The sequence below is a fragment of the Enterococcus sp. AZ095a genome, assembly GCF_050546735.1.
GTDB lineage: Bacteria > Bacillota > Bacilli > Lactobacillales > Enterococcaceae > Enterococcus_D > Enterococcus_D entomosocium.
On the sequence record NZ_CP172953.1, the window covers coordinates 1,662,661 to 1,681,988 of the forward strand.

19 protein-coding genes and 1 riboswitch are annotated in these 19,328 nt (G+C 41.4%); of the genes, 15 read left to right on the plus strand and 4 right to left on the minus strand.

Annotated features, from left to right (window positions below; translation table 11 throughout):
* Positions 1 to 156: 156 nt before the first annotated feature.
* From ahpC to dat, 11 genes are all read left to right on the plus strand, one after another.
* On the plus strand, positions 157 to 720 hold the full coding sequence (gene ahpC / locus IGJ26_RS07675) for an alkyl hydroperoxide reductase subunit C (RefSeq protein WP_005226227.1): 564 nt from the start codon (positions 157 to 159) through the stop codon (positions 718 to 720).
* A 9-nt stretch (positions 721 to 729) separates the two neighbouring features.
* Positions 730 to 2,259: an alkyl hydroperoxide reductase subunit F gene (ahpF, locus tag IGJ26_RS07680; RefSeq protein ID WP_430599983.1), complete on the plus strand. Its 1,530-nt coding sequence runs from the start codon at positions 730 to 732 to the stop codon at positions 2,257 to 2,259.
* A gap of 359 nt (positions 2,260 to 2,618) precedes the next feature.
* Complete coding sequence (locus IGJ26_RS07685) at positions 2,619 to 4,514, plus strand: endonuclease MutS2 (protein ID WP_429976614.1); 1,896 nt, start codon at positions 2,619 to 2,621, stop codon at positions 4,512 to 4,514.
* Positions 4,515 to 4,802: 288 nt separating this feature from the next.
* Positions 4,803 to 4,978: riboswitch (M-box (ykoK) riboswitch) on the plus strand.
* Positions 4,979 to 5,104: 126 nt separating this feature from the next.
* A complete protein-coding gene (locus tag IGJ26_RS07690) occupies positions 5,105 to 6,259 on the plus strand; it encodes an FtsW/RodA/SpoVE family cell cycle protein (RefSeq protein WP_194199932.1) in 1,155 nt (384 codons plus the stop codon).
* The gene (locus IGJ26_RS07695; protein ID WP_005236186.1) at positions 6,237 to 7,430 is read left to right on the plus strand and encodes an FtsW/RodA/SpoVE family cell cycle protein; all 1,194 of its coding nucleotides are present in this window, start codon (positions 6,237 to 6,239) and stop codon (positions 7,428 to 7,430) included. Before IGJ26_RS07690 ends, IGJ26_RS07695 begins: the two co-directional genes overlap by 23 nt.
* Positions 7,427 to 8,080, plus strand: a complete 654-nt coding sequence (locus IGJ26_RS07700) for a phosphatase PAP2 family protein (RefSeq protein ID WP_005236185.1) — start codon at positions 7,427 to 7,429, stop codon at positions 8,078 to 8,080. Before IGJ26_RS07695 ends, IGJ26_RS07700 begins: the two co-directional genes overlap by 4 nt.
* 1 nt (position 8,081) lies before the next feature.
* Complete coding sequence (locus IGJ26_RS07705) at positions 8,082 to 9,005, plus strand: LCP family protein (RefSeq protein WP_034878590.1); 924 nt, start codon at positions 8,082 to 8,084, stop codon at positions 9,003 to 9,005.
* 200 nt (positions 9,006 to 9,205) lie between these two features.
* Positions 9,206 to 9,622, plus strand: a complete 417-nt coding sequence (locus IGJ26_RS07710) for a GNAT family N-acetyltransferase (protein WP_005236183.1) — start codon at positions 9,206 to 9,208, stop codon at positions 9,620 to 9,622.
* Between the two features lie 73 nt (positions 9,623 to 9,695).
* Positions 9,696 to 10,124, plus strand: a complete 429-nt coding sequence (locus tag IGJ26_RS07715) for a hypothetical protein (protein WP_008381958.1) — start codon at positions 9,696 to 9,698, stop codon at positions 10,122 to 10,124.
* A 161-nt stretch (positions 10,125 to 10,285) separates the two neighbouring features.
* Entirely contained in the window at positions 10,286 to 11,386 is a 1,101-nt protein-coding gene (locus IGJ26_RS07720; protein WP_008381956.1) for an AI-2E family transporter, read from the plus strand.
* A 129-nt stretch (positions 11,387 to 11,515) separates the two neighbouring features.
* A complete protein-coding gene (gene dat, locus IGJ26_RS07725; RefSeq protein WP_008381954.1) occupies positions 11,516 to 12,370 on the plus strand; it encodes a D-amino-acid transaminase in 855 nt (284 codons plus the stop codon).
* Positions 12,371 to 12,467: 97 nt separating this feature from the next.
* Here the strand turns inward: dat and IGJ26_RS07730 are convergent, their stop codons facing one another.
* Both IGJ26_RS07730 and IGJ26_RS07735 read right to left on the minus strand, forming a co-directional pair.
* A complete protein-coding gene (locus IGJ26_RS07730; RefSeq protein WP_005236169.1) occupies positions 12,468 to 12,641 on the minus strand; it encodes a hypothetical protein in 174 nt (57 codons plus the stop codon).
* Positions 12,641 to 13,306: an NAD(P)H-dependent oxidoreductase gene (locus IGJ26_RS07735; RefSeq protein ID WP_035007267.1), complete on the minus strand. Its 666-nt coding sequence runs from the start codon at positions 13,304 to 13,306 to the stop codon at positions 12,641 to 12,643. The genes IGJ26_RS07730 and IGJ26_RS07735 overlap by 1 nt, the downstream gene beginning before the upstream one ends.
* 164 nt (positions 13,307 to 13,470) lie before the next feature.
* On the opposite strand from IGJ26_RS07735, the gene IGJ26_RS07740 reads away from it, so the two are divergent.
* From IGJ26_RS07740 to IGJ26_RS07755, 4 genes are all read left to right on the plus strand, one after another.
* Positions 13,471 to 13,653 carry a hypothetical protein gene (locus IGJ26_RS07740; RefSeq protein ID WP_008381949.1) on the plus strand — a complete coding sequence of 61 codons (183 nt, stop codon included), beginning with the start codon at positions 13,471 to 13,473 and terminating at the stop codon, positions 13,651 to 13,653.
* Positions 13,654 to 13,823: 170 nt separating this feature from the next.
* On the plus strand, positions 13,824 to 14,606 hold the full coding sequence (locus IGJ26_RS07745; RefSeq protein ID WP_194199933.1) for a MurR/RpiR family transcriptional regulator: 783 nt from the start codon (positions 13,824 to 13,826) through the stop codon (positions 14,604 to 14,606).
* 103 nt (positions 14,607 to 14,709) lie between these two features.
* Entirely contained in the window at positions 14,710 to 16,272 is a 1,563-nt protein-coding gene (malX, locus tag IGJ26_RS07750) for a maltose/glucose-specific PTS transporter subunit IIBC (RefSeq protein ID WP_008381946.1), read from the plus strand.
* Positions 16,273 to 16,302: 30 nt separating this feature from the next.
* Entirely contained in the window at positions 16,303 to 17,463 is a 1,161-nt protein-coding gene (locus tag IGJ26_RS07755) for a MalY/PatB family protein (protein WP_194199935.1), read from the plus strand.
* Positions 17,464 to 17,526: 63 nt separating this feature from the next.
* Here the strand turns inward: IGJ26_RS07755 and IGJ26_RS07760 are convergent, their stop codons facing one another.
* Both IGJ26_RS07760 and IGJ26_RS07765 read right to left on the minus strand, forming a co-directional pair.
* Positions 17,527 to 17,697: a hypothetical protein gene (locus IGJ26_RS07760; protein ID WP_005236154.1), complete on the minus strand. Its 171-nt coding sequence runs from the start codon at positions 17,695 to 17,697 to the stop codon at positions 17,527 to 17,529.
* Between the two features lie 185 nt (positions 17,698 to 17,882).
* The gene (locus IGJ26_RS07765) at positions 17,883 to 19,283 is read right to left on the minus strand and encodes a C69 family dipeptidase (RefSeq protein WP_194199936.1); all 1,401 of its coding nucleotides are present in this window, start codon (positions 19,281 to 19,283) and stop codon (positions 17,883 to 17,885) included.
* Between the last annotated feature and the right edge of the window lie 45 nt (positions 19,284 to 19,328).

Sequence of the window (19,328 nt, forward strand, 5' to 3'; positions counted from 1 at the left end):
TCCATTTGCTTTCGATAAAAAATAAATATGCTCATTTCTGAGGATGATAACATTTTTTTTGACTATTTCTGAATAAACTATTGCATTTTGTAGTTAGATATACTAATAATTAATAGAGATTATTCTCAAATAATTATTCTAATTGGAGGAAATGATATGTCATTAATTGGAAAAGAGATTGGTTCATTCGAAGCGAAAGCTTACCACAATGGAAAATTTATAGATGTTTCATCAGAAGATTTTAAAGGAAAATGGAACGTTGTTTGTTTTTATCCTGCAGATTTCTCATTTGTTTGTCCGACAGAACTTGAGGATTTGCAAGACCAATATGCATCATTAAAAGAATTAGGCGCAGAAGTTTATTCTGTATCAACTGACACCCACTACACACATAAAGCGTGGCATGACCACTCTGATGCTATCAATAAAATCGAATATATCATGATTGCTGATCCTTCTCATGTGATCTCAGAAATCTTTGATGTATTAGACGAAGCATCAGGTTTGTCTCAACGTGGTACATTTATCATCGATCCGGATGGTGTGGTACAAACGGTTGAAATCAATGCGGATGGTATCGGTCGTGATGCTAGTGGTTTGATCGATAAAATCCGTGCCGCACAATATGTCCGTACCCATCCAGGTGAAGTATGTCCTGCAAAATGGAAAGAAGGCGAAGAAACTTTAACGCCAAGCTTAGACCTTGTAGGCAAGATTTAGGAGGCTCTCATGGCATTAGATAAGGCAATCAAAGACCAACTGACGCAATATCTAGCGATGCTAGAATCAGAGGTTGTTTTTGCGGCGACTTTAGGTGAGGATGATTCTTCAACGAAAGTACGTGAATTCTTAGAAGAAATCGCAGAAATGTCGTCAAAAATCACGATTCAAGCTGTAGCAAGTGAACGGACACCAAGCTTTTCGATCAATCGTCCCGGTGAAGAAAGCGGCATCGCTTTTGCTGGTTTACCGTTAGGACATGAGTTCACTTCATTTATTTTAGCGTTGCTTCAAGTAAGCGGTCGTCCGCCGAAAATTGATGAAGCACTTCAAAAGCGCATCAAAGCGATCGATAAGCCATTACATTTTGAAACCTATGTCAGTTTGACCTGCCATAACTGTCCTGATGTTGTTCAAACGTTAAACATTATGGCAGTGCTAAATCCTTCCATCAGTCACACCATGATCGAAGGTGGGATGTTCAAAGAAGAAATTGACAAGAAAAAAATTATGGCTGTGCCAACAGTCTTTCTAGATGGGGAAGAATTTGCAAGCGGCCGACAAACGATCGAACAGTTGTTGGAAAAAGCAGCTGGTCCGACGAGTAAAGATGACTTTGCTGAAAAAGAGCTTTTCGATGTATTAGTTGTCGGTGGCGGACCTGCAGGCGGAAGCGCAGCGATTTATGCAGCGCGTAAAGGCATCAATACTGGGATGGTTGTCGAAACAATGGGTGGACAAGTAATGGAAACCCTGGGGATCGAAAATATGATCGGTACCCCTTATACCGAAGGTCCAAAATTAATGCGTCAGGTAGAAGAGCACATCAACGAATACAATGTAGACGTGATGAAAGGTCAGCGTGCGAAAGATATTCGCCGCAATGACGTCATCGAAGTTGAATTAGAAAATGGTGCAGTATTAAAAACCAAAACGGCCATTTTAGCAACTGGCGCTCGCTGGCGCAACATCAATGTTCCGGGAGAAAAAGAATTCAAAAATAAAGGTGTTGCCTATTGTCCGCATTGTGACGGTCCGTTATTTGCTGGGAAAGAAGTTGCCGTCATTGGTGGCGGAAACTCTGGGATCGAAGCAGCAATCGATTTAGCTGGCATGGCGAAACATGTCTATGTTCTTGAATTTTTACCAGAACTAAAAGCGGACCTTGTGCTACAAAACCGTTTGAACACGTTAGATAATGTGACTGTTATTACGAATGCGGCAACGAAGGAAATTGTTGGATCCGATCATGTCGAACAATTGACCTACGTTGATCGTGAAACGAATGGTGAATTCACTTTAGCTGTGGAGGGTGTCTTCATTTTGATTGGCTTGATGCCGAATACTGAATGGTTAAAAGATCGTGTCGTCTTAAATGAACGCAATGAGATCGTGGTGGACAAACATGGCGCAACCAACATTGAAGGGGTCTTTGCAGCGGGAGATTGTACCGATAGTGTATACAAACAGATCATCACTTCAATGGGTTCAGGTGCCACTGCTGCATTAGGTGCGTTTGATTACCTGATTCGCTCGTAAGTAGGTAAGTAGCTTATTATTTGATCTAGATCAGAAACGTCTCAGGAGCTTCTAGCAGCTTCTGAGACGTTTTTTCTTTGAGGGGAAGGAGATTTGAAGGAAGTTGACAGAAGGACAGTTTCTATATTACAATGAAAAAAACTCGTTCAAAAAAGAAAGAGGTATATTAATGAGTGTCGTAGGTATCTAATCAGCTAATTAAAACAAATAAGCAAAAACAGACTGTTTATTTGTTGTGCCTGTAGATACCGATAAAAATCGTTATTGATGAATCAGGTGATGGGAGACTATCGCTTTTTTTGTACACTTTTTTGGACGGGGATGTTACCGGGATCCTCAGGCACAAGAAAGGATCACTCATGAAGATACCTCAAGCAACTGAATTTGAACAAATTAAAGAACAAGTAAGTAAAAAAATAATCAGCGATTATGGTAAAGCACGTTTTGCCAATGAAAAACCAGCAGCTACGATCCATTCCGCCCAAAAACGAGTGTCTGAGACAACTGAAGCGATGGCGCTATTAGACGCCGGACGTCAAGTCCCTTTCATGGGGCTTCAGCATGTCTTACATCATACGGAGAAGATTGAAAAAGGCTTTGTATTGGAGCCGCAGGAATTGATTGAATACGGAGACTTTTTACGGTCTTTTCGAATCATCCGTCAATTGTTTGAGAAAAATCAATCAATTGCCCCAAGATTGCATCACTATGCACAGGGGTTGGCCGACTTTTCTGAAATCGCCGAAATGATTTTCCAAAAAATTCGCAATGGTCAGGTAGATAGTAACGCCAGCCGAGAATTACGGAAAATTCGTGGCACAATTGAGAAATATGAGGCCGATTTAAAAAAAGTTTTTGCAAAGTTTTTTAAAGAAAGTCGCTATCTGCAAGAAAACCGTGTGATCAAAAAGAACGACCGTTATACGCTGCCGGTACGTGCTGAATTTCAACAGCAAATTAAAGGGACGATCATCGAACGTTCTAATAAACGCGCGACTGTTTTTATTGAACCAGAGGCAGCTGCCCGTCTGAATGATCGATTGATTTTGGCACAGGCGGAAGAAACGGCCGCCCAATACCAAGTTTTATCAGAATTGACCGGGGCAATCGCCGAACAAATGAATGCAGTATTTGCCTGTCTTGATATTTTAGTGGTACTAGATATTATTTTTGCTCGTGGAAAGTATTGTCGGGAAATCAATGGTCAACCGATAGCAATTACTGAAGAAGAAGTTTTGCTTCTTGATCAAGTCCGGCATCCTTTACTGGGCACTGATGCTGTTCCTCTATCTTTAAAACTAGGAGAAGAGAACCGATGTATGGTCATCACAGGTCCGAATGCTGGTGGTAAGACGGTTGTCTTAAAAACCGTCGGACTCGTTTGTGCGATGGCACATTACGGCTTGTTTCCAGCGCATAATGGCAACAGCAGCGTGCCGTTTTTAAAAAGTCTTTGGATGGATATCGGGGATCAGCAAAGTCTAGAAAATTCTTTAAGTACCTTTTCTGGACACATGTCGAATATTGCACAGATCATGACGAATGCCAGCCGGAACAGTATCGTTTTGTTAGATGAAATTGGCAGCGGGACTGAACCAAATGAAGGAGCAGCTTTAGCGATCGCCATTATGGAATCGATCTATCGATCGGGGGCGTTAATGATCGCCACGACTCATTATGGTGAAATCAAGCAGTTTGCTCTTGATCACCAAGATTTTGAAACAGCGGCGATGGCTTTTGATGCCAAGACCCTGACGCCGAAATACCGCTTGTTGACCAATGCGGTCGGTGAAAGTAATGCGTTTTGGATCGCCGAAAAAATGGCGATTCCTGCTGAGGTCGTGCAAACGGCAAAGGACTATTTAAAGAATAAATCTTATTCTTTTGAGAAGCAGCCTTTTGAGACGTCCAGAAAACGAACCGATCCTCAGGAAACAAAGTCTGAGCACACTTTTCAAAAGGGAGACCAGGTCTTTTCAGCAGAGCATGAAAAACGGGGAGTCTTTTATGAATACTTGGAACAGGGACAAGCGAAGATTTATATTGAGAAACAATGTTTCGTTGTTGCTGCTCGGCGATTGCAACTGCTCACCAAACGAGAAGCACTCTATCCAGCCGGCTATGATCTAGATCAATTATTTTCCGATTTTGCCCAACGTAAATTTACCCGAGATATTGAACGTGGGTCTAAAAAAGCGCAAAAGCAGTTACGAAAAGCAGCGCAAGAGCGTCAGGCCAAACGATCATTGGATTGATCGGCACAGATATATTTAGAGCGGGAGTATAAAATCAAGAAAGCAGCTCTTTTTCGAGTTTTAGAAAAAGAGCTGTCTTTTTTTGAAAATGACCGTTTTTTAATAACGCGTATGATCGAAGGGAATCCAGTGATGGTCGAATGATTTCCATTGATTTTTCTTTAAATGTCGGAAATTACTCGAAATATCTAAATTCTTTAAGAAAAGTTAAAGAAAAATAAAAATAACAAAGAATGGGTTGTATCTTTATACGAGGAAGGGTACCATTCATAGTGGATTGAAAATAACATATAACCTTGTTAGGTGAGGCTCCTATACAAACATAAGCTATTGCGCAGAAACGTCGAAAGACGCCAATGTGTAAAACAGGAATTGTCGGATTAAGGCTTTTCATAAAATAGCTAAGAAAGGGAACAACTTTCTTTACGTTGTATAGTGCTAAAACTCGGACGATGAGATTGCTAGCAAAGTCTGACGTCCTAAGAGAAGTGAGACTTTTTTGCTTTTCTCTTTGATGGATGACTAAGCTCAAAGGGCATAATAACTGGTACCGTCTGAACACCTACTCCAAGGCAAGAGGAGTGGAAGCAATGATAGAAAAAAAGAAGATCGATTGGCTGCTGATCATAGCTTATTTGCTATTGAGCCTTATCGGTCTTTTAATGATTTATAGTGCAAGTTCTTATCGTTTATTAACGAGAGATCAGCCGCCAGCAAGCTTATTTATGCGTCAGCTTGTCTTTCTGTTACTCAGCTGGGTGCTCCTTTTCATTATTCAGCGAACACGGCGTGAGATTCTGCTCAGTAAATATTTAGCGATCGGTCTGTTGGCATTTGGCGTCTTTACTTTACTATTGGCACGTTTGCCGTTTTTCGGTGTTTCTGTCAATGGAGCGCAACGATGGGTCTCGATTGTAGGGATACAATTTCAGCCCTCAGAGATCGTGAATGTGGGCATGATCTTATACCTTGCTCATTACTTTCAATCAGCAAAAACTACCTTGCAGGAAATGAAACGTCCGCTTTTCGTTTTATTTTTGTGCTGTGTGTTGATCCTCATTCAACCAAAAGTAGCCGGCGTGATGATTTTACTTTTCTTGGCTTTTATCATGATTACCACGGTTCAGGTACCCGTTAAACTCACGGCTCTTTTGTTTGGCGGGTTATTAATCAGTCTGTTCTTGGTTGCTATGTTGATCCTCTTTTTAGGAAACAATGATTTATTGCCCCACATGTTTATGCATGTGTATAACCGAATTCGATTAGTGGGAGATCCATTTTCCGACCCATATAATCAAGGATTCCAAATGATCCATTCCTACTATGCTTTGTTCAATGGTGGTCTTACGGGCCTTGGTTTAGGAAATAGCATCACCAAGAAAGGCTTTTTACCAGTAGCAGAGACTGATTTTATTTTCTCCGTTTTAGTAGAGGAATTAGGGTTGATTTTCGGCATTTTTGTCATCGCTTTATTATTCGTAATCATTTTACGTCTGTTTATACGATCAGCGGCAATCGCAAATCCTCAGATTGGCTTAATATTATTGGGAACCAGCACGTTGCTGTTATTACAAACAAGTATCAATATTGCCAGTATTTTAGGGTTGATGCCGATGACGGGGGTACCTTTGCCATTCATTAGTTATGGTGGCTCCAGTTACTTTATTCTTTCATTTGCCTTCAGTTTATGCCTGAAACTAGAACGAGAGGAGGGTATACTTAATGAAGTTCCTCAAACGACATGAAGCAAACTATGCTTTATTGCTGCCGATTTTCCTGCTGTTTTTGTTAAGTATCTGGGTACAACATCAGGCTTCTGTGATGGATGGCAATGATCCTTCAGGGATTGTTTTTCGGCAGATCCTCTTTTGTATCCTTTCGGCGATTGCTCTTTTTGTAACGAGTTTGATTCCTACGAATTTACTCCTCCGCTTTTCTGGTCTTTTGTACTTGCTATCACTTGGTTTGATGGCCTCTCTTCATTGGTTTTACGATCAAACGATGTTTGAACAAACGCACACCAAACGGTGGATCAGATTTGGTGCGTTTACGATTCAGCCTTCTGAGTTTATGAAAGTGGCCTTTATGCTCTTTATGGTCTATCTCACTTTAGTCTATGAGAAACGTAAAGCAGAACGAACAATCAAATCCGATTTGATCTATGTTACTAAGATCCTGCTATACAGCTTACCCACATTTTTATTGATGTTTATGCAGCGGGACTTTGGAACGAGTTTGGTGTTTATCGTGATGTTAGGTGCCTTATTCATCATTTCCGGTGTTCATTGGAAAATACTGACCGTCGTGATCGGTTTGATTGCCGCTCTTGGTGCTATTTTGTTGCTACTCGTATTCACGGAATGGGGCAATCGTGTGTTGTTTCGCCTTCACTTTTCACAATATCAATTGGATCGGGTGAGAGCCTGGGCAGATCCACTCGCGTACCAAGATTCCATCGCTTTCCAACAAGTCCGCAGTATGTGGGCGATTGGTTCTGGCGGCTTATTGGGGGCACCTGATACCCATACAACGGTGTATGTGCCGGTTCGGGAGTCAGATATGATCTTTACAGTCATTGGAGAAACGTATGGCTTTTTAGGAAGTACTTTAGTCATCTTCCTTTATTTCTATCTGATCTATCAAATCATTTTTGCTGCTTTAAAAACAAATAACAAAGCATCGGTCTATATTGCGATTACCTATGTGTTTGGTTTGGTTTTTCAAATTTTTGAAAACATCGGAGCGGCGATCGGTTTGCTGCCTTTAACCGGCATTCCCTTACCATTCTTAAGTCAAGGAGGAACCTCTCTGATTGCGATCAGCATTGCTATGGGAATTATCTTTGGGTTAGACAAATTTCCGATAAAAGCCAAAAATAGGTCGTATCCATTAAAAGAAAGTAGGGGCTTAACATGAGTAAAACAGCAAAAAAAGGAGTGATAGGCGGAATACTCTGCAGCTGTTTTGCATGGCTGTTTTTCCTCGTAGCATTAGAACCGCGCTGGTTCCAAAGCATCGACAACCTGTTTTCCCAGTTGCCTCAATGGCGGACACCTGCTGTGGAATCGCTTTTTCTCCCACTTGCCAGTACGGCTACGATCATTCCCATAGCTGTCGTTCATTTCCTGTTAGCAAGTATTTTATTTATGCGCAAGCAGCGGTTAGAAAGTCTTTGGTTGATGGGGAATATGATTGTGATCAGTGGTGTTGGTCAAGTGATCAAGAAAGTAGTTGATCGACCGAGACCGGATTTTGCTGACAGTATGGAACGGGCATCAGCAAGTTTTCCGAGTGGACATACATTATTAGCGACCACGTTGATTATTTCTCTCCTCTTTTTCTTGGGGCAAACAGTTCCTGCCAAAAGAGGCAAGCGTCACTTTATCCAAAACATGGCCCTATTTCTAGGATTGATCTATTTGTTGCTGATTATGATGAGTCGGTTGCTATTTGGGGTTCACTATCCCAGCGACTTGCTAGCAAGTATTTTATTGGCAAGTGGGATCAGTTATATCACCTATGCTTTCGTCTTTTCAATCAAAAAATATGTACTTAGGGGGAGATAAATTGAGTACAGCAAAAAAACTAATAATCATTTTCCTGGTATTGCTGACCGGAATTATCTCAGCAGGAACTGTCTATGCGGTTAGGGTGTATTTTCAAGTAGAGGATGTTGCCCACTCGATCCATCGTCCAATCGAAGGACGAGAAGAGGCGGAAGTCATCGAAAATGCCGAGCCTCTGAGCCTTCTTTTGTTAGGGATCGCCAATGACTCTCGTCGCAAAACCGATTTTCGCGCCAACACCATCATGGTAGCAACGTTGAACCCTGCCACAAGAAAAACCACCCTCACGAGTATTCCTAGAGATGCTTATGTGGAAATCGTGGGACAAGGGTACCATGATAAAATCAATCATGCCCATTCTTTTGGTGGGGCAAAGATGATGATTGAAACCGTCGAACAATATCTTGATATACCGATCCATCATTATTTCTCCTTAAACATGGATGGGATGGCAGATCTTGTTGATGCAATTGGTGGCATCACGGTTGAAAATGAATTTGCTTTTACTGCTGAGAAAATCGATTACCCAGAGGGGATCCTCGATTTAGATGGCTGGGAGGCGCTTCAGTATACTCGTATGCGAAAGGATGATCCAGAAGGTGACTATGGCCGTCAGCGCCGTCAGAGAGAAGTGACTGAGATTCTGGCAAAAGAGTTAGTTTCACTTTCCAGCGTGATGCGGATTCAGGATCTGCTAACGATCATTGGAGAAAATGGCGAAACCGATCTAACTTTTTCGCAAATGAGTCAATTATTTATCCAATATCAATCAGCATTAGGGACTGTCGAGTCTTACCAAATGGCTGGCAGTGGGTTCACCGGCGATGGCTTCAGAGGAGAATATGGAATTTCCTATCAAGAAGTAACGCCTGAAGAGCAACAGACGACGAGCCAACGTTTAAAAAATGAGTTGTTGATTGATTAACGTCCTGGCTTAGAAACAGAACCAGTTCAATTTTGTTCTTCAAGTATTTCGTAATTAGAGTTGACAGCCGCTTTTCCTCAGGATACTCTTTAGTCAAGCAATGCATTACGGCTTAATAACAAGAGTTTGTTTGGAAAAGAGCTGTCAACTCTATTTCTATTGTTCCACCCTGTCGCTAAGTTATTACAAGGAGGAAAAGTATGAAGATCGTCTTTAAAGACCAATTACCATCTGATTCAAATCAAGTACTCGCTTTGTATGAGGGAGTTGGCTGGAGCGCCTATACTAAAGATCCCGAGCGTCTTTTAAAAGCGTTAGCCCACTCAGAGGTGATCACGGCCTATGTTGAAGAGCAGCTAGTGGGGCTTATCCGTTGCATAACCGATGGACAAACCATTCTTTATATTCAAGATCTATTAGTAGCATCCGAGTTCCAAGGTCAAAAAATTGGTCAGCGATTACTCAAAAAAATGCTGGCGAATCATCCATCAATACGGCAAAAGGTTTTGATTACGGACAACACAGAAAAAACGCGTCATTTTTATGAGGCGTGTGGCTTTTCCTCTGTGGAAGAGCAGCAAATTGCCGCATTTATCTATTCAGCAAAAAGCGAATAAGGAATAAGAAAATCGATGTGTCACTGAGAATATTTTTTTAGTTGCGTTGGGTTTTAAGAAGGAGTGGAGAAAAATGAAGATGCGCTTTGCGTTACTTTTTTTGTGTCTCTTTATTGGTGTTGGCGCTTGTGGAGGAAGTCTATTGGCGTTTAAAAGCATTGAGCCGTTAAGCAAAGGGGAGACATTTGCTGGTTTGGAAGCGGCCATGCTGCAAGGAACACCCTTCACGACCTTCTTAATTCCCGGCTTGTTTTTGTTCGCTATCTTAGGTTTGGGTAATCTGATTGTTGTTTTCCTCTTGCGGCTTAACAAAGGGTACCACGGGGTAATGCTTTTAGGCATGAGTTTAGTTGTCTGGATCATCGTGCAGGTCATCTTATTACAAGAATGGAATGTCTTGCATGTGATTTTCTTTTTGCTAGGGTTGCTCCAGTTTGCTTCAGCAGTCTACTTTGTCAGACGGTTGCATATTCCGTTGCCGTTTTCAGCTCATCAAAATTGATTAGATTCGAGATGTAGAGATGAAAAAAATTAAATTAATTGAAAGTTTGCTATGAAAAACATGGATTTTTGAAAAATTCTTCTTGAAATCATCCTTCGTTTTTAAAATTATGCTAAACTGAAAGAAGTTGAATTACTTTCTAGAATCAGGAGGATTTATTATTGGAGTTTCTTAAAAAATCAAAAATTTTTGCAGGTCTAGTGATCGTCTGTCTCTTAGGGATCGCGGTCTGGATCTATTCAAATATACTGTTTGTCTTTCGACCACTGGAAGCCATCTTTTCTAGTGTCTTTTTACCAGTATTGATTTCAATTTTTATTTTTTACATCTTTTTACCTTTCTTTAATTGGGTAAAAAAAAGAACGAAAAAGAAAAGCATTGCGCTATATTCGACATTGCTGCTGATCGTTTTTGCAGCGTATTTGATCGTTCAGGTGATTGGACCAGCATTAGCCTATGAGATGGGGCGTTTTATCAATCAAATTCCCATCATCATCAATTTGGTGATCGATACTATTGATCATTCTTATTTAGAAGAATTATTTGGTCCTTTTATTGATTCGATTGATATTTCCCAAGCTAGCAACTTTGCCTTACAGTTTATTACCGGGGCAACCAATAGTCTGACGAGTTTGATCTCCATCGTTTCTCATTCAGCGATCGTCTTGTTTACGATCCCACTGTTATTAGTGTATATGTTTAAAGACGGTGAGAAAGTTCCTGATTTTTTGGCAAGTAAGACACCGAAAAACTATCAAGGCTTAATGCGACAACTTTGTAGTGATTTTCATCAAGCAGCGTCAGCGTACATCGGTGGGAAATTGCTGGTTTGTTCTTATGTTGCGGTTTCAAGCTATTTCATTTTTTCTTTGCTAGGCTTACAAAATGCCTTACTATTAGGATTAATTTGCGGCGTTCTGGACATTATTCCTTATTTCGGCCCCTTTATCGGAGCAGCACCAGCCTTTTTATTTGCGTTAAGTCAAGACATTCGAACAGCTATTTTTCTGATTGTCGGAATCACGATCATTCAGTTAGGTGAATCATATCTTGTTTCACCATTAGTGATGAAAAAAGTATTGCATATCCATCCAATCATTGCGGTTTTCTTATTATTGATTGCCGGCAACTTGCTTGGATTTGTAGGCATGATTGTGGCACTGCCAGTGTATTCGATCGTGATGGCAATGTCTGGTACATTGTTGCGTTTTTTTCAAGAACGAAAATTAGAACGATCTGTAATTGATAAAGATTCATTATAACGAAAATGTTCTACCTTGCTGATGGAGCGGTCTCCATCAGCAGGTTTTTTTGTTTTTAAGCACTACGTAGCAAGGCCTCAAGACAAATGCTATACTTATTGAAACGAGAAGGACGATAGGAGTGAGGAAATGAAGGTTTTATGGAACGATCAAATCGTTGATCGAGAAGCGGTGAAAATTGACATTGAAGATCGCGGTTATCAGTATGGTGACGGAATCTATGAAGTGATTCGAATCTATAATGGTCGCTGCTTTATGTTAGGGGAGCATATGACTCGCTTAGAAAGTAGTGCGCAAAAAATTAAACTGACGTTGCCTTATACAATTCCCCAATTAACTGAAAACCTTAAGTTACTGGTTAAAACCGAAGGAATCACAGAAGGAGAGATCTATCTTCAAATCACCAGAGGAATCGCCTCTCCCCGCAATCACGAGTTCCCGTCTGCTGGAGCAGTCAAAGGAGTCGTGACCGCAAATGTGATCCCCTTTGAACGACCTCTGGAAATGCAGCATGCAGGGCTATCTGCGACCGTTCTTCCAGATGAGCGTTGGTTGCATTGTGATATCAAATCATTGAGCTTGTTAGGAAATCTGTTAGCGCTAGATCAAGCGATCGAAGCGGGGTTCGATGATGCACTCCTGCAACGAGATGGATGTTTCACGGAAGCTTCGGCATCAAATCTCTGGTTTGTCATTGATGGTATCGTCTATACACATCCGGATGGACGCTTGGTATTACCAGGTATCACGAAAATGAAGGTGCTACAGTTGTGTCAGCAATTAGAAATTCCTTATCGAGAAGAACCTGTCCCTGTTGAGGCACTAAACAACGCGCAAGAATGTTTTTTGACCAATTCTGTCTGGGAAATTGTGCCTATCGTCAAAGTAGATGGGAAATCAGTTGGCAATGGTACATTGGGTTCGATCACGAAACGTTTGCAAGCAGCCTATATCGCTGCTACAAAGAGTATGTGCGAATCCTAGTTAACAAGCAAAAGAAACGATTCAAAAAAACTTTGGCCCACCCAGCATGTTTTATAGCTAGGTGGAACAAAGTTTTTTTTGGATACAAGTGCAGATTTTACCATTCACTAGGATTCCACAATTTTCCGTCAAGTTCTCCTTGTTTCAATTCGATTCGAATTTCTTGCTGATGAAGCAACTTCTCTAGTTCTTGCAAAAATGCTTTTTCGTGATAGTCAGCTGTTTCTTTTATTGACTGCTCTATCAGTGGCTTCAGCCATTCGTGATCCATCACAGCACCTCCAATTCAGTTAAAGCGTCATCTAATTCGATCAACGTTTCATGGTTTTCCTGCAACAAGGATAGCAAAGGAGCAAGCTGCGGTTTTTCAGAAACCAAACGCGCCAGCTTTTCGCTAAACCATTGTTGCTTTTGATCAAATGTAAAGGGAGCCGGCATTAATAAAAGTTGCTGATAGGCAATGACAAAGGCTCGTTTCTCTTGTTCTGATTTATACATCAGTTGATCGAGGACAACGATGGGGAGTACCGTCATTTGGTGTTTTTTTGCCATGAGTACCAGTGGGTGCAAAATTTCATTGAAGGTCGTATTTTCTCGGCCGCCTAGCTGAAATTCTTTGGCGGCAACGCCGGTAGAAACGGCGAAACTGATTTCCTTGCCCACCAATGCAGGGGCACATTTTTCCCAAACCGTATCGATCCAAGCTTTCATTTTTGCTGGAACGCTGTACCAATATAGGGGGAATTGTAGAATCAAACGATCGCATGTTTGCAACAGCATCCGTTCATTGGCGAGAGAAAAATCAGAAAGATCATCAAGGAAATGCATGGTGACGTTAGGAAGCTTGGCACTTTCACTAAAGAATCGTTGGGAAAGCGAATTGTGGAAATCCGGATGGCTGGCTACCACTAAAGTTTTTATCATGAGACTGATCATCCTTTCCTATTACATTTACCATATTTTACCAAAAAGAGAAACTAGTCTGCTTTTCTTTTTGTCGAAGTTCTTCTCTTTTAGTTTCGTTTAAGGTACTTCTTTTATACTTGTTATAAGAAAAAGCCAGTAGCGGCTTAAGCGTGATAGAAATGGGGGAATAGAGGATGGAATCAAATGATCCCTTGATGAAAGGTCTAGCAACTATAATAAGGATCGTTGCAAATACAGTGAACTATGTCGAAAATGGACTTGCCAGTTGCAAACAACGAATTGATGGAAAGCGTCAAACGAAAGAAAATGATTACGGCAACGGGCAAGAGTTTACTGAAGTGACTGTCTACAGATGACCGATGCAAAGAAAATAACAAAGATGGCTCACTCCTCAAAGGGTGAGTCCTTTTTTTTATTTCAAGCCATTCATCATCAGTTTGTACTTTTGTTGAGGGAAGGTATAATGTGTAAATGAAGCATAGTGGAGACGGAAGAATGAAGCAATAGTAGAGAGGAGAAGCAGGTGATGAATCATTTATATAAACGAATCCAATACAAAATTCCAGAGCTGAACCGAGTAGAAAGAACGGTCCTTAACTATTGTTTAAGGGCGCCCGAGAAAGTTTCAGAAATGACGGCCGATGAGTTAGCTTCCCAAACGTACACCAGTCAAGCGACGATCAGCAGAATGGCAAAAAAGCTTGGCTTTACCGGTTTTCAAGAATTCAAATTTTCACTGAAGAATTATCAAACTCTTGAAAAAAAATCATCTACTCAAGCTTCTCTTGGTTTATCCCCACTGATCAAGCAAATGATTGACCAGCTGGCGGCATCCTTATCAATGATCGAAGAAGCCGACTTTCAGCGTGCCGTGGAAATGCTTCAGCAAGCACAACGAATCGAATTTTTTGCTTTAGGGCAAAGTGCGCCGGTTGCATTATCTGCGAGTCGAAAGTTGCGGTTCTTAGGAAAAACGGTTGGCGCTTCAACGGATTGGGATGAATTGACAACCATCGCTAATCAACTATCAAAAAAAGATATGGCTATTTTTATTAGTCATAGTGGGGAAACAATCGGGATGCTAAATTATGCTAACCGGTTGAAACAAAGAGGTGTGCCGATTTTAGCCTGTATTGGTCAATCAACAAGCACGTTGGAAAAGCTTGCCACCTTCTCTTTTTCTGTTGAAATGACAACGATTTATCATCATGAAGTCGATTTGAGCCCACGGATCTCTTTAGCAGCGTTACTGGATATTTTAATTATTCAATACGCCAATCAAATCGAACCAGGACTTGCTCCTGAATGACCATTCCATTTTGTGAATGGTCATTCTTGTTTTGGTAACTGTATTGTAAGCCTTCTTGATATCGTTTACATTTTAAGAGATAAAAGTGTTAGGAGGAAATGATATGCAAAAAGGAAAGAAAGCAAGCTGGATGGAAATTTTTCAAGGACTTGGGAAAACATTTATGTTGCCAGTCGCTTTACTCGCATTCATGGGTTTATTTTTAGGGATTGGTAGTTCATTTTCATCTTCTTCAACGATCGACGTTTTCCCATTTTTAGGTGCCTCTTGGCTTCAAGTGGTTTTTCGTTTCATGTCAACGATCGGTGGGTTTGCCTTTAGTTACTTACCCGTCATGTTTGCGATGGCGATTCCTTTAGGTCTAGCACGAAAAGAGAAGGGAGTTGCGGCATTTTCAGGCTTTGTGGGCTATGTCGTGATGCATTTATCCATCAATTTTTATTTACAAGAAACGAATCAATTAGCTACTGCAGATCAACTTCGAGAAGCAGGACAAGAGATCGTTTTTGGCATTCAAACATTATCAATGGGTGTTCTAGGTGGTATTATCGCAGGATTGATCGTTTATAAATTGCATACGCGCTTCTACCATTTTCAATTGCCAGATAGTTTTGCCTTCTTTTCAGGAGCCCGGTTTGTTCCAATCATCACCTCGCTTACTTTAGCTGTGGTCGGGGTGATCATTCCGATGATTTGGCCATTGTTTGCTATGATCATCACAGGAATCGGACATTTGATCCAACAAGCTGGTCCTTTCGGTCCGTTCTTATTTGGTTCAGGTGAGCGCTTGTTACTGCCATTTGGGTTACACCATATATTGGTTTCCATGATTCGCTTTACCGAAGCCGGGGGAAGTCAGCTGATCGATGGTCAGCAAGTCTTTGGGGCGTTAAATATTTTTTATGCGGAATTACAAAACGGTTTAAGCATCTCACCAAGTGCAACGGCGTTCTTGTCTCAAGGGAAAATGCCAACCTTTATGTTTGGCTTACCGGCAGCAGCATTAGCTATGTACCAGACAGCAAAACCTGAGAATCGTTCAAAGATAAAAGGCTTGTTGATTTCAGGCGTCATTGCAACTTTTGTGACAGGAATTACTGAACCAATCGAATTTTTATTCTTATTCATCAGCCCTTTATTATGGATTTTTCATGTCATCATGACAGGTGCTGGATTTATGGTAATGAGTCTATTGGGTGTCACGATTGGAAATACCGATGGGGGCGTGCTTGATTTTCTTATCTTTGGCGTGATGCAAGGCGCATATACAAAATGGTGGCTCGTTCTGATCGTAGGAGCTTGCTGGTTTGCCCTGTATTACTTTGTTTTTAAAACAGTGATCCTTCGCAAGAACTTGAAGACACCTGGTAGAGAAGAGAACAACGATCAAACGAATGAGTTGGAAGAGGAAATGACCTATTCTGGAAAGAGTGGCTACGATGCCCATGGTATTTTGGCAGCTTTAGGGGGAGCAAGCAATATTGATTCTTTAGACAATTGCATTACCCGGCTACGCCTCGTTCTAAACGATGGTACATTGGTTGATGATGAACGGCTAAAAAAACTAGGTGCGCTTGGGGTCGTTCACTTAGATGATACGAACGTTCAAGTAATCATTGGAACGAAAGTAACAACAGTCAGAAATCAACTTGATGCGATTCTTTAGCAAAATTGTCAAGTAGTAGGAGTGAAGAAAATGTTTTTTGATGAGTCAATCAATCGTAAAGGAACCCATTGTACCCAGTGGGATTATGTGGAAGACCGTTTTGGTGAAAAAAACTTGTTGCCATTTACGATTTCCGATACGGATTTCAAGGTGCCAGCTGCAGTTGAAGCGGCACTTATCAAGCGGATGCAGCACCCGGTATTTGGGTATACACGTTGGAATCATAATGAATTCAAGCAAGCGGTCTGCAAATGGTATTCTGAACGTTTTAACAGCATGATCAAAAGCGATTGGCTGGTCTACAGTCCTTCCGTTATGTATAGCGTTAAACAGCTCGTCACCCTACTCAGTGAACCAGGAGATGGGATCATTGTTCAGACGCCAGCGTATGATGCGTTTTATAAAATGATCAAAGAGAACAAAAGAAAAATCGTACCTAATGCACTCATCTATGATGCTAAGTCGTATCGCATTGATTTCGAAGAGCTAACAAGATTGATGGCACAGCCTGAAAATAAAGTTCTTCTCCTCTGTAGTCCTCATAACCCAACTGGGAGAGTCTGGCAAAAGGATGAGTTGCAACGAATGATCGAATTGGCGAAAACCCATGATGTATTTATCATTTCTGATGAGATTCATATGGATATTGTAAGAAAAGGACAAAGGCATCAACCAATCATTGATTTGTTGCAAAAAAAAGTAGCCCTTGTTACTTCGGGTAGCAAAACGTTTAATTTCCCAGGGTTGATTTATTCTTATGGAATCATTCCTGACTCCAAATTGCGTGATCGCTTCTTAACTCAGTTAAAAGAAGCCGATGGGTTGAGCTCCACCAGTATTTTTGGCATGACCGCAACGATTGCTGCCTACGATAATGAAAGTAAGTGGGTGGATCAGCTCAATGACTATCTGGATGATAACATTGCTTATGTGATTGCTTATTTACAGGAATATCATCCAGAACTCGTGGTCACGAAAAGCGAAGCCACGTATCTTATGTGGATTGATTGTACAGCACTGGATTTAACGATGGTGGAATTGCAGCAACGAATGATTCGTAAGGGAAAAGTCGCGATTATGTCAGGGGAAATCTATGGGAATGAAGGGAGAAATTTTTTACGCCTAAACGTTGGCTGTTCGCGAGAAAAACTCATTGATGGATTGAACCGATTCACATTGAGTTTGACATAATAAAAAAGAACCCACTGAGCAATCAGAAAGATCCTGTATTCTTTCTGATCGCCAGTGGATTTTTTAGTCTTTCGTCCTGTGGGGAGTTGATGTAGTAGTAGCGGGGATTGGTTCAACGACATGGAAATAGCCTTTTTTGTCTTGAATAATCAGCATATCTTGCTGACTCTGGCTCTTGATGATTTCACCTTTAACAATTTCGTTGGTGACAGTCCGATAAATACTTGCAGTCATGCTCATTCCTCCCAACGTTTTTTCCCAACTGGTCTTCAATAGGGGGACCAGTACAAATCAATTGCTTGATTTGTACCAGCAAGGAAAAAGAAAACGAATTGGTATCTTTAGTATAGGAGAGCAATGTTTAGATTGCTGCAATTCCATGTAAAGTTTTTGTTAATCCTTTTATTTTCAACGATTGACTAATCGGCTAAAGAAAAACGCAAGGCCATTTTATTACTGCCAGACTCCACCATTTTTCCTAGTAACGTTGTTGCATTTTTTAAATACAGTTCGGCCATCTCAGCGTTGGCTTCTTCAAGCAGACGAGTAGGCTCCTTTTCAGCGGAAGCTTTACGATCAGTTTCTTGTTGGATGCGGCGACAAGCGGCCATCGTTTCCATTTCAAAACGGTTGGCAAGATCACTATAGCGATCGTAGTCGCTGTCCCCAATCAACGCCAAGGTGCGTCCTAACCAATAGCTATTTGTTGGATCGTAGGTCTTTGTCGTATCACAATAGCCAAGTGGGGTCTTAGTGATAGCTGCATAAAAGGGCACAACGCCGTTGAAGGTATTGGGGCCAAAGGCGAGCCAATGAATGCCAGCGATTGCTGCAGGCACGTGGTTGCGGATCTGCAAAATATGGACTTGCTGGTTGCGATTGAGAGCAATCGATCGAAATTGTGTTTTTTGTGTCTCGGTCCCTGTACCGTAAGGGTCAAAAGGCGTATTTTGGAAGTGGGAGCTCAATGCCCATTTTACATCTTCCACGGATAGCTTTTGTTTTGGGTAGCATACAAACGGGAGCTCTTGATCGATCGGTTCAGCAACTGTTCCGCTAAAGTGTTTTTGAATGTACCATGCCCGCGGGTTGTTGTAACGGGTATCTTTTTCTGAGGAGCTGCCAAAAATATGGCGTAGATTAATGCCTTCAAAATCAGGATTTAATTGATAGTCTTCAATCAACTGTTCGAGATCCTGCGAACACAACGTCATTTCTGAGGCGAAATCGAAGTGATCAATGTTTAAGCGATTGGGTGCCACGACATAGGCATCATCTGGTATGCGAACAGCTGCCCAGTGATGTCCACCGATGGTTTCCATATACCAAATTTCCTCGGCATCAGAAAACGCGATCCCGTTGGCTTCGTAGGTCCCATAGGTTTCTAAGAGTTCCCCTAGGCGAAGAACACCTTCTTTAGCGGAATGAATGTAAGGCAGTACAATGCTGACGAAATCAGCTTCCCCGATACCATCTTCCACATATGGATCAATGGCCAAAACGCGTGAATTGGTCGTAATCGTTTCTGTCGCAGTCATGGCGATATTTACTTCATTGATTCCTGAAGCTGCCCAGACTCCTTGGGATTCATCTGCTTCAGGTGTCGAAGTATAACGTAAGGGATCCTTAGGTAAACGGATTCGACAGCCGCTTAAAACGGCGTAAAATTCATTTCCTTGCTGTTCTGGATTGATGACGACGAATTTTTGCGGTTCCGAACCGCTCCCTGAATCTTCATTACGGGCAATCATGGTCGAGCCGTCAATCGATGCTTTTTTTCCTACTAGTAAAGTGGTACAGGACGCTTTTTTTCTATCCATCTTTCCAACACTCCTTCATTTCTTCTTACGAATGATTGAAGCTAG